An 11,153-nucleotide genomic window follows, 5' to 3' on the forward strand; every position below is an offset into this window, starting at 1 on the left:
AGTTTGCAGAAGCGGAGGACCTCCTCCAGGAAGAGGATCTGCTGCTTCCAGCAGTGAAGATCAGGACAGCGAAGTGGGATATGCGAAGAACTCGCTGCCAGAACCCCAAAAACATGGAGCCCGACGAGCACTGCAAGGCGCCCCCCCAGGGTCCTGGATCCTGAGTTGCTTCGAGCAAGCGAGATCGAGTTGGTCTGGAGCCAAGCAGGGCGCGTCCGGACTTTCTCCGATCTGTTTCGACAATGCTCCACGTGGAACATAAAAAAACGCCCGGGAGGTCCCGGGCGCTTCTGGGTTCCACGTGAAACAGCGTTTGCGTCAGAGACGCAGCGGCATCACCACGTGGCGCGACTTCTCGCTGCTGGACTCACGCACCAGCGCCGAGGAGTTGGAGTCGCGCAGCTGGATGATCACTTCCTCGTCGCGCAGGGCGGAGAGGGCATCCAACAGGTAGTTCACGTTGAAGCCGATGGCCAGATCGCTGACCGTGGTGTCGGCCTCGATCTCTTCCTGGGCTTCTTCCTGTTCCGGATTGTGCGCGCTGATCTTCAGGTTGCCCGGCGAGACTTCCACGCGAATGCCGCGGTACTTCTCGTTGGACAGGATCGCAGCGCGCTGCAGCGAGGCACGCAGTGCTTCACGATCAACCTTCACTTCGCGGTCGGCGCCGATCGGGATCACCGCTTCGTAGTCCGGGAAACGGCCATCGATCAGCTTCGAAGTGAAGGTGACATCGTCGCGCTTGACGCGGACGTGGCTACGGCCAACTTCCAGCTCGATCTCGCGATCGCCGCTTTCCAGCAGGCGCTGCAGCTCGGTGACGCCCTTGCGCGGCACGATGATCTGGCGCTTGGAACCGCTGGGCTTGGCCAGGTCGGTTTCGCAAAGGGCCAGGCGATGACCGTCGGTGGCGACGGTGCGCAGCGCATCGCCGCGCAGGTCGAACAGCAGGCCGTTGAGGTAGTAGCGCACGTCCTGCTGGGCCATCGCGAACGCGGTGCGCTCGATCAGCTCCTTCAGGGTTGCTTCGCCGATGGCCACGCGCTCGGTGGCTTCCACCTCGTCCACCGACGGGAAGTCATTGGATGGCAGGGTGGCCAGGGTGAAGCGGCTGCGACCGGCCTGCACGGTGATCTTGTCACCGGTCTGCGAGACGGTGATCCGGCTGCCGTCGGGCAGGGCGCGGATGATCTCGAACAGTTTGCGGGCGGGAATGGTGGTTTCGCCGTCCTGGGCATCTTCAACCGCGATCCGCGACACCATCTCCACTTCCAGGTCGGTACCGGTCAGCGACAGCTGGCCGTTCTGCACCTGGACCAGGAAATTGGCCAGAACCGGAAGGGTCTGGCGGCGTTCGACCACGTTGACGACCTGTGCCAACGGCTTGAGAAAGGCTTCGCGCTGCAGTGTGAAACGCATGTGGTTCCGTGCCCCTATGCTTTAAAAAATGTGGAATAAATCAAAAGCTTGGTGGTGCTGGTAGAGACAGAATCGCTGGAAAACAACGCTAAGTCTTTGTAAATAAAAGAGTTTCTGGCCTCGAAACCCTCTGTATTACCGACCCCCAGAGGGTGGGGAAAGCTGTGGATAACTCCAGCGCGATCTCAAACGCCATTTTTATCCACAACGTGTCCCGCGCTTGCTACCGGATTCTGCACCGTTTTGTGCGATGACGCCTCATCGGCATCCGTGCATCATTCGCTCAGCTTCCGGATCAGCTTGTCCCAGTCCTCGCGAAGCTTGCCGTCGGTTTCCATCAGGGTCCGGATCTGGCGGCAGGCATGCAGCACCGTGGTGTGATCGCGACCGGCAAAGGCGTCGCCGATCTCGGGCAGGCTGTGCTCGGTCAGTTCCTTGGTCAGGGCCATGGCGACCTGGCGCGGGCGGGCCAGCGAGCGGGTCCGACGCTTCGACAGCAGATCCTTGATCTGCAGGCCGTAGTAGTCGGCAACGGTTTTCTGGATGTTGGGAATGCTGATCGCCTGCTGCTGGGCGCGCAGCAGGTCGCGCAGGGTTTCCTGGGCGAATTCGGTGGTGATCGCGCGGCCGGTGAAGTTGGCGCGGGCGGTCAGGGTATTGAGCGCACCTTCGAGGTCGCGCACGTTGGAGCGCATCTTCTTGGCGATCAGGAACGCAACATCATCGGGAATCTCGGCGCCACGTTCGCGCGCCTTGGCCAGCACGATCGCGGCGCGGGTCTCGAAGTCCGGCGGTTCGATCGCGACCGACAGGCCCCAGGCAAGCCGCGACTTCAGGCGCGCTTCCAGGCCTTCGACCTCGCGCGGATAGCGGTCGCAGGTCAGGATGATCTGCTGCTTGCCATCGAACAACGCGTTGAAGGTGTGGAAGAACTCTTCCTGGGTGCGGTCCTTGCCGGCGAAGAACTGGATGTCATCGATCAGCAGCGCGTCGACCTGCTGGAACTGGCGCTTGAACTGATCCATGGTCTTTTCCTGCAGGGCCCGGATCATCGCGCTGAAGAACTGTTCCGAACGCAGGTACAGCACCTTCGCGCCCGGATTGGCCTGGCGCATGGCGTTGCCGGCGGCGAACATCAGGTGGGTCTTGCCCAGGCCGGTGCCTCCGTACAGCAGCAGCGGGTTGTGCGCGCGGTCGCCCGGCTTCTGCGCTGCCTGGAAGGCGGCGGCCAGGCCCAGCTGGTTGCTGCGGCCTTCGACGAAGTTGGCGAAGGTGTAGTGATTGTCCAGATTGCCGGCAAACGGCACCTGCGGTTCGCTGGACACAGGCGCCGACGACGTGGAAACCGGCGCGTTCTGCGTCTCCACAGGGCGCGGGCGCGAGCCGATTTCAAGAAAAACGTCGCTGAAACCGGCGAAGTGAGCCAGCAGTTCGCGGATCCGGGCCAGGTACAGCTCGCGGACCTGGTCGACGATGAAGGCATTTGGTGCATACAGCACCAGGCTGTCCACGCGCAGATCGGCCTGCAGCGGCTTCAACCAGGTATGAACGTCTTCCGGCGGGAACTCCGCTTCGAGGCGCTCGAGACTACGGGACCAGGCATCCATCAGCAATAATCGTCCGGTGGCCGGTGCATGGACGCGACAAGGCGCCCAGACACAGGCCGGAAAGGGGGGAAATGGATGGCTCAGACTACCACCGAGCGCCCGCCTTCGGAATGCTTGTCCCCTACTTATTCACAAAAACATCCACAGCTATTGCACAGCCCGGTGAATTCGCGTAGTCCCCAGGGGTTGACGTGAGGGGGGAGACCTCTCTAGAATTTCCGGTTCTTTCCGTCCCATTCATACGAGAGGCCCCCAATGGCCACGAAGCGCACCTACCAGCCCAGCAACCTCAAGCGTAAGCGCGACCACGGCTTCCGTGCCCGTATGAAGACCGCTGACGGCCGCAAGATCCTGTCGCGTCGCCGCGCCAAGGGCCGCAAAGTCCTGAGCGCCTGATTGCCATGCCGCACATCGCGGCAGACGCAATCCCTTCGACAGTGAATACTGCAGACCCGCGCAAGCGATTCCCTCGCTCTGCGCGGGTTCGCACGCGTGCCGAATACTCAACGGTCTTCAACGGCGCCCGCCGTGTGTCCGATCCGCTGATGACCCTGCACTGGCTGCCGGCTGACCGGCCGGCCAGGCTGGGTCTGGCGGTTTCCCGCAAGGTCGATCCGAACGCCGTCGGGCGTAACCGGATCAAGCGCGTCCTGCGCGACATCCTGCGTCAGACACGTACCGACATCCAGCCAGGCGACTTTGTCGTCGTGGCTCGTAGTGCTGCGCGTTCCGCCAGCAACGACGAGATCCGCCAGGCCTTCCTGCGCCTGCTGCGTCGCCTGCGTGCATTGCCCACGCCGGGCGTGGACGGCACAATGCCGCCGCCTGATGGCATCGCAACTCCTTCTTTGACCGAGCCGGCATCGCGTCCCGGCCCCGCCGAGCCTGTCCGCTGATGAACCAGACCCGCGTATTCCTCATTTTTGCCTGGCTGATGGTGGCCGTGCTGCTGTGGATGGAGTGGAGCCGTGAAAAGGCTGCTCCGACCCCGGCACCAACCACCTCATCGGCCCCGGCCGCCGCACAGAGTGTTCCGGGCGCGAACCCCGGCGCCATCCCCAGCGCCCAGGTGCCGGGCGCCCCCGGCCAGGCCGCCGCACAGGCCCAGGCCAGCGCTACCCCGGCCAGCCAGCGCGTGACGGTCACCACCGACGTGCTGCGCCTGGTGCTCGACGGCGGCCGCGTGCTCGACGCCGAGCTGCTGCAGTTCCCGCAGACCAAGGACGAAGGCAGTCCGCCGGTCCGCCTGCTGACCGAAGACCCCGCCCACCCGTACAGCGCGATCAGTGGCTGGGCCAGCGAAGACAAGAACACCCCGGTTCCCGGCGCCGACGGCTTCAAGCTGGTGGGTGACACCACCGACTTCGTGCTGGCCAAAGGCCAGAACGAACTGCAGATCCCGTTCGTGTGGACCGCCGACAACGGCGTGACCATCAAGCGCACCCTGACCGTCTCGCGCAACGAGTACGCCGTGCGCTTCAAGGACGAAGTCAGCAACGCCGGCACCGCGCCGTGGAACGGCTACGTCTACCGCACCCTGGACCGCACCCCGACCATCCTGTCGCGGAGCATGACCAACCCGGATTCCTTCAGCTTCAACGGTGCCACCTGGTACGACAATGACAAGAAGTACCAGCGTCGTGCGTTCAAGGACTACCTGGAAGACGGCACGCTGAACCAGAACATCACCGGCGGCTGGCTGGCGATGCTGCAGCACCACTTCTTCACCGCCTGGATCCCGCAGAAGGACCAGACCGCACACTACGTGCTCTCGCAGGTGGCCGGTCGTGACCTGATCGAAGCGCGTGGCCCGGCCTTCACCGTGGCGCCGGGCCAGTCGACCAGCACCGAAGCCCGCCTGTGGGTCGGCCCGAAGCTGGTCAACCTGATCGCCAAGGAAGATGTGCCGGGCCTGGACCGCGTGGTCGACTACAGCCGCTTCTCGATGATGGCGGTGATCGGCCAGGGCCTGTTCTGGGTGCTCAACCAGGTGCACAAGCTGGTCGGCAACTGGGGCTGGGCGATCGTCGGGCTGGTGGTGCTGCTGAAGCTGGTGCTGTACCCGCTGTCGGCAACCCAGTACAAGAGCGGCGCCAAGATGCGTCGTTTCCAGCCGCGCATCGCGCAGCTGAAGGAACGCTATGGCGATGACCGCCAGAAGTTCCAGACCGCGATGATGGAGCTGTACAAGAAGGAAAAGATCAATCCGATGGGCGGCTGCCTGCCGATCCTCATCCAGATGCCGATCTTCTTCGCCCTGTACTGGGTGCTGGTGGAATCGGTCGAACTTCGCCAGGCGCCCTGGTTCGGCTGGATCCAGGACCTGACCGCACGCGACCCGTACTTCATCCTGCCGGTCATCAACGTGGCAGTGATGTGGTTCACCCAGAAGCTGACCCCGGCACCGGGCATGGACCCGATGCAGCAGAAGATGATGCAGTTCATGCCGCTGGTGTTCGGCGTCATGATGGCCTTCATGCCGTCCGGCCTGGTCCTGTACTGGGTGGTCAACGGCGGCCTGGGCCTGCTGCAGCAGTGGTGGATGACCAAGCGCCATGGCGGCGAGCCGGTCCCGGCCACCACCGCTCCGGCCCCGGTCAAAAGGAAGTAATCCCGACCGCAGGTCACCTGCTTTGTAGAGTCGACTGTTAGTCGACTGGCGGATGAGCAGTCGACCCACAGTCGACTCTACCGCCCCGATCGACGCGAGGAGCCCGCCGCAAGGCGGGCTTTTCGCATGCGGCGGTAGAATCGCCGGCACATCGTCCCTCCCGCCCTCGAGTCCGCCATGTCGCGTGCGTCGTCGTTCCGCCTGTTCCTGCCCTCGCTGTTGTTGACCCTGGTCGTTGCCGGTTGTGGCGACAAGGATGCGAAGGCGCCGGCGACCACCGTCACCCAGGCGAGCGCGCAGGCCGCGGCCGCCGCCGATCCCGCGGCCGCACCGATGCTGGTGGCCCTGCAGAAACAGCTCGACGGTTACCGCCGGATCATCGTGCTGCTGGCAGACGAGCAACAGCAGTCGGCCGCCGACCGCGGCACCTCCACGCGTGTGGGCCAGCAGCTGTTCCACGATGGCCTGGAACAGCGCACGGCGATCGCCGCGCAGTTCGACACCCTGCTGCGCGGCTCCAGCCCGCAGCGCTTCGCCACCCTCGGCACCGTGCTGGACTACATCGAGTCGGCGCCGGAACTGTTCGACGCCGACCGCCTGGCCTTTCGCGAAGTACTGCGTGATCTGCATGAGCGGGTCAGCACCGATTCCTCGCTGCCGGCGGTGAAGCTGCACCAGCGCATCGGCGAGGACCTGGAGGCGCTCGATGAGATCGAGCGCAACTACAACCAGGAACTGACCCGCATCTTCAGCCGCTTCGAGCGCACCCGCGCCATCGCGCTGAAGCGCGAGAAGTGGGAGGACTACATCGCCCACCTGCACAAGGACTACAGCCGCGAAGCGATCCTGCGCGACTACGGCGTGATCGAGCCGTACCCGATGTCGATGAAGGACAGCGACCGCGAGATCTTCGGCCGCGACCTGCCGGCCAAGACCGTGGTGCTGACTTTCGACGACGGTCCGCACAAGGCCTATACCGATGAAGTGGTGGCCATCCTCAAGCGCTATGACGTGCCGGGTGTCTTCTTCGAAGTGGGCCGCAACCTGGGCAAGGTCGAGGCCGACGGCAAGGTCAGCCTCGGCCCGATGGCGAAGATCAGCCGCAACCTGATGGAAGAAGGCTATGCGGTCGGCAACCACAGCCTGACCCACGCCCAACTGTCGCGCACCACCGGTGACGCGCTGCGCCAGCAGGTGCTCGACACCGACACGCTGCTGAAGGATGTCGACAGCAAGCGCGCGCCGCTGTTCCGCTTCCCCTATGGCGCGCGCAACGCCGAAGGCCTGCAGCTGCTCAACGAGGCCGGACTGAAGTCGATCATGTGGAACATCGATTCGATGGACTGGGCCGACCCGGTGCCGGAATCGATCGTGCAGCGCGTGCTGGACCAGGTGAACAAGGAACAGCGCGGCATCATCCTGTTCCACGACATCCACGATCGTGCAGTGAAGGCACTGCCGCAGATCCTCGACCGGCTGATCGCCGATGGCTACCAGTTCGCCGGCTGGAACGGCCGCGACTTCACGGTCGCCCGTGCGCGCAAGGGTGACGCCAGCGCCGCCACCGTCACCACCGGCTACGAGAAGTCGTGGGCGATCGTGGTCGGCATCGACAACTACGCCAAGTGGCCGAAGCTGGAATACGCCAGCCACGACGCGCAGGCGGTGGCCGATACCCTGACCGGGCAGTTCGGCTTCCCGTCCTCGCAGGTGATCGTGCTGAAGAACGAGCAGGCCACCCGCAACAACATCCTGGCCGCCTTCCACGACCGCCTGGCCGATGACCGCACTGGCAGGAACGACCGCGTGTTCGTGTTCTTCGCCGGCCACGGCGCGACCCGCCAGCTCGCCTCAGGGCGCGACCTCGGCTACATCATCCCGGTTGATTCGGACCCGAAGGAATTCGCTACCGATGCCATCGCGATGACCGATATCCAGAACATCGCCGAGAGCATGCAGGCCAAGCACGTGATGTTCGTGATGGATGCCTGCTACAGCGGCCTGGGCCTGACCCGTGGTGGCCCGTCGTCGTCGTCGTTCCTGCGCGAGAATGCCCGCCGCAGCGCGCGGCAGATGCTGACCGCCGGCGGCGCCGACCAGCAGGTGGCCGACGCCGGCCCGAACGGTCACTCGGTGTTTACCTGGGTGCTGCTGCAGGCGCTGGCCGGCAAGGGTGACCTCAACGGCGACGGCCTGATCACCGGTACCGAGCTGGCCGCCTACGTGGCGCCGGCCGTCTCGGCCGTTTCGCACCAGACGCCGGCCTTCGGCAGCCTGCCCGGTTCGCAGGGCGGCGAGTTCGTGTTCCAGGTGCCGGACAGCCAGGAATTCCTCAACGCCGATACGCGCCAGCTGACCGCCGATGCAATCGCACTGAACAACAAGGTGGATGCCGCCAGCGAGGCCAAGGGCAGCCAGGCGCCGGTGACGGTGGCTGACCTGCAGGGCGGCAAGGCCAAGCTGGTAGTGCCCTCCGCCGGCCCGGCGTCCGACCGCCAGCGCGCGCAGCAGGCCAACGACCGTGGCCTGCAGCTGTACCGCGAGAAGCAGTACGACGAGGCAGCCGCGCAGTTCACCGAAGCACTGAAGCTGCGTCCGGACTTTGCCCAGGCCGCCAACAACCTCGGTTTCGTCTACTACCGCCAGCAGCGCTATGCCGAAGCGGCGCGCTGGCTGGAGAACACGCTGAAGATCGACCCATCGCGCGCCGTGGCCTATCTCAACCTGGGTGATGCCTACTTCAACGCCGGCGACAAGGCCAAGGCGAAGCAGGCCTACACCACCTACCTGGCGCTGCAGCCGCAGGGCAGCGGTGCCGCGCAGGCACGCACGCAGCTGGAGAAGCTCTGAGCCATGAACGACGCGATCCGCACCGACACCATTGTGGCCATCGCCAGTGCCCCCGGCGCGGGCGGTGTCGGCCTGGTGCGCCTGTCCGGTCCGCGCGCAGCGGCGATTGCCAATGCGCTGGGGGCGCCCGCGCTGCGGCCGCGCCACGCGCACTATGCGCGCCTGCGCGACGCCGATGGCGAGGTCATCGACGATGGCATCGTGCTGTGGTTCCCGGCACCGAACAGCTTCACCGGCGAAGAGGTGGTGGAACTGCAGGGCCACGGCAGTCCGGTGCTGCTGCAGCAACTGGTCGCGCGCTGCATCGCGCTCGGCGCGCGCCAGGCGCGGCCGGGCGAGTTCAGCGAACGCGCGTTCCTCAACGGCAAGCTCGACCTGGCCCAGGCTGAGGCCATCGCTGACCTGATCGCCGCCGGCGACAACCGTGCCGCACGCGCGGCGCGTCGTTCACTGGATGGCGTGTTCTCGCGCCGCATCGAGGCCGTGGTCGATCAGCTGGTGCTGCTGCGCATCCACGTGGAAGCGGCCATCGACTTCGCCGACGAACCGCTGGATACGCTCGGTGGCGCACAGGTGCGGCGCGGGCTGGAACAGGCGCGCAGCGACTTGGCCCTGCTGCGCCGCGATGCCGAACGCGGTCGCCGCCTGCGCGATGGCCTGCATGCGGTGCTGATCGGTCCGCCCAATGCCGGAAAGAGCTCATTGCTCAATGCGCTGGCCGGCAGTGAACGCGCCATCGTCACCGACATCGCCGGCACCACCCGCGACACGCTTCGCGAGACCATCCGCCTGGACGGGCTGGAACTGACCCTGGTCGATACCGCTGGCCTGCGCGACGGCGGCGACGCCATCGAACGCGAAGGCATGCGCCGCGCCCATGTGGAGATCGAGCGAACCGACCTGGCGCTGATCGTGCTGGATGCGCGCGATCCGGCGACCGGCGAAGCGGCGCTGGGCGAGGCCGTGGCAGCGGTGCCGCACAAGGTCTACATCCACAACAAGTCGGACCTGCTGGATGCGCTGCCGATGCTGGACGACCCGGACCGTGTGTTCGTCTCGGCTGCGACCGGTGCCGGCCTGGAGGATCTGCACGCGCGCCTGCGTTTGATCGCTTCGGCCGGGGCAGGGGAGCAGGCGGATGGCGAGTTCTCCGCGCGCACGCGGCATGTGGATGCAATCGAGCGTGCGCAGGAACACGCGCAGCGCGCCGATGGCGAGCTGGCGCAGGAGCACCTGGAACTGGCCGCCGAAGAGCTGCGGCTGGCGCATGACGCGCTGGGCGAGATCACCGGGCAGATGAGTGCGGATGATCTGCTGGGAAGGATCTTCTCCAGTTTCTGCATCGGCAAGTAACTATACAGCCGAGCCCATGCTCGGCTGCTCTACCCGTCAGCCGAGCATGGGCTCGGCTCTACAGGTGCGGGCTTCCCCCACCTGTCACATTGCCGCCGCATACTGACGCCCATCACATACCGCTTGGGGAAGTCGCAGTGAAGTCGTGGGGTTGTGCGTTGCTGTTGTCGCTGGCCGTGGCACCATCGGTGGCCATGAGTGCTGAATCCTCCACCCCGGCCGCGCACAAGGTGTCGGTCTACGGCCATCGCGGCGCAAGCGCGCTGTTGCCGGAGCACACCCTGGCGGCCTACGCCCAGGCGATCGCCGATGGCGCCGACTACATCGAACCGGACCTGGTGATGACCAAGGACGGGGTGATGGTGGCCCGCCACGAGAACGAGATCGGTGGCACCACTGATGTGGCCTCGCATCCGGAGTTCGCCAGCCGCCGCACCAGCAAGGTCATCGACGGGCAGAAGGTCGACGGCTGGTTCACCGAAGACTTCACCCTGGCCGAGCTGAAGACCCTGTACGCGCGCGAGCGCCTGCCGGAGCTGCGCAGCACCGCCTACGACGGCCAGTTCCGCATCGCCAGCCTGGACGAGATCCTGGCCTTCCTGGTCCAGCAGGCCGGGCGCGCCAACCGCGGCATCGGCCTGGTGCCGGAGATCAAGCACCCGACCTACTTCCAGTCGATCGGCCTGCCGATGGAAGACAAGCTCCTGACCGCGCTGCGTGGCAATGCCTATACCAACGTCGGTCCGGTCACCATCCAGTCGTTCGAGACCGCCAACCTGCGCTACCTGCGCGGCAAGATCCCGCGCGGCAGCAACATCCGCCTGCTGCAACTGCTGTGGAAGGGCGGCACCCAGCCGGCCGACATCGCCAAGGCCGGTGGCACGCTGACCTACGCGCAGATGATGACCCCGGCCGGACTGAAGGACATCGCCAGCTACGCCGACGGCATCGGCCCGGAACTGCGCTCGATCATTCCGCTGGATGCCAAGGGCGCGCTGAGCACGCCGACCACGCTGGTACAGGACGCACATGCAGTGGGGCTGATGGTGATTCCGTACACCTTCCGTCCGGAGAACCACTTCCAGGCCAGCAACCTGCGCAAGGGCGCCGACACCGCGCGCAATCCCGAAGGTTCGATTGCCGAGATGCACGCCTATCTGGCGACCGGCATCGATGCGTTCTTCACCGATGATCCGGCGCTGGGCCGGCAGGCGGTGGATGGCATGGGCGCGGCGGGGAACTGATCGACCCCTGGCCGCCGGGCATGGCCCGGCGCTACCCAGGGCGTCCACACGGTAGCGCCGGGCCATGCC

At 65.6% G+C, this 11,153-nt stretch carries 8 protein-coding genes; 6 read left to right on the forward strand and 2 right to left on the reverse strand.

What is annotated here, in order from left to right; translation table 11 throughout:
• Window positions 1-318: 318 nt before the first annotated feature.
• Both dnaN and dnaA read right to left on the reverse strand, forming a co-directional pair.
• Window positions 319-1,419, reverse strand: a complete 1,101-nt coding sequence (gene dnaN, locus R5H29_RS03385) for a DNA polymerase III subunit beta (RefSeq protein ID WP_005411731.1) — start codon at window positions 1,417-1,419, stop codon at window positions 319-321.
• A gap of 275 nt (window positions 1,420-1,694) precedes the next feature.
• The gene (gene dnaA, locus R5H29_RS03390) at window positions 1,695-3,026 is read right to left on the reverse strand and encodes a chromosomal replication initiator protein DnaA (RefSeq protein ID WP_019658797.1); all 1,332 of its coding nucleotides are present in this window, start codon (window positions 3,024-3,026) and stop codon (window positions 1,695-1,697) included.
• Between the two features lie 255 nt (window positions 3,027-3,281).
• Between dnaA and rpmH the strand changes: the two genes are divergently transcribed.
• From rpmH to R5H29_RS03420, 6 genes are all read left to right on the forward strand, one after another.
• The gene (gene rpmH / locus R5H29_RS03395) at window positions 3,282-3,422 is read left to right on the forward strand and encodes a 50S ribosomal protein L34 (protein ID WP_005411729.1); all 141 of its coding nucleotides are present in this window, start codon (window positions 3,282-3,284) and stop codon (window positions 3,420-3,422) included.
• A 5-nt stretch (window positions 3,423-3,427) separates the two neighbouring features.
• On the forward strand, window positions 3,428-3,922 hold the full coding sequence (rnpA, locus tag R5H29_RS03400; RefSeq protein WP_021203275.1) for a ribonuclease P protein component: 495 nt from the start codon (window positions 3,428-3,430) through the stop codon (window positions 3,920-3,922).
• Window positions 3,922-5,637, forward strand: a complete 1,716-nt coding sequence (gene yidC / locus R5H29_RS03405; protein WP_180877403.1) for a membrane protein insertase YidC — start codon at window positions 3,922-3,924, stop codon at window positions 5,635-5,637. The genes rnpA and yidC overlap by 1 nt, the downstream gene beginning before the upstream one ends.
• Before the next feature lie 177 nt (window positions 5,638-5,814).
• On the forward strand, window positions 5,815-8,487 hold the full coding sequence (locus R5H29_RS03410; protein WP_332328732.1) for a polysaccharide deacetylase family protein: 2,673 nt from the start codon (window positions 5,815-5,817) through the stop codon (window positions 8,485-8,487).
• Between the two features lie 3 nt (window positions 8,488-8,490).
• Window positions 8,491-9,840, forward strand: coding sequence for a tRNA uridine-5-carboxymethylaminomethyl(34) synthesis GTPase MnmE (gene mnmE, locus R5H29_RS03415; RefSeq protein WP_180877405.1), 1,350 nt, complete (start codon window positions 8,491-8,493; stop codon window positions 9,838-9,840).
• Between the two features lie 137 nt (window positions 9,841-9,977).
• Window positions 9,978-11,084 (forward strand): glycerophosphodiester phosphodiesterase, encoded by a 1,107-nt coding sequence (locus R5H29_RS03420; protein WP_227845084.1) that lies wholly within the window; start codon window positions 9,978-9,980, stop codon window positions 11,082-11,084.
• Window positions 11,085-11,153 lie beyond the last annotated feature (69 nt).

Source organism: Stenotrophomonas sp. A3_2, from assembly GCF_036624925.1.
In the GTDB taxonomy this organism is placed as follows: domain Bacteria; phylum Pseudomonadota; class Gammaproteobacteria; order Xanthomonadales; family Xanthomonadaceae; genus Stenotrophomonas; species Stenotrophomonas hibiscicola.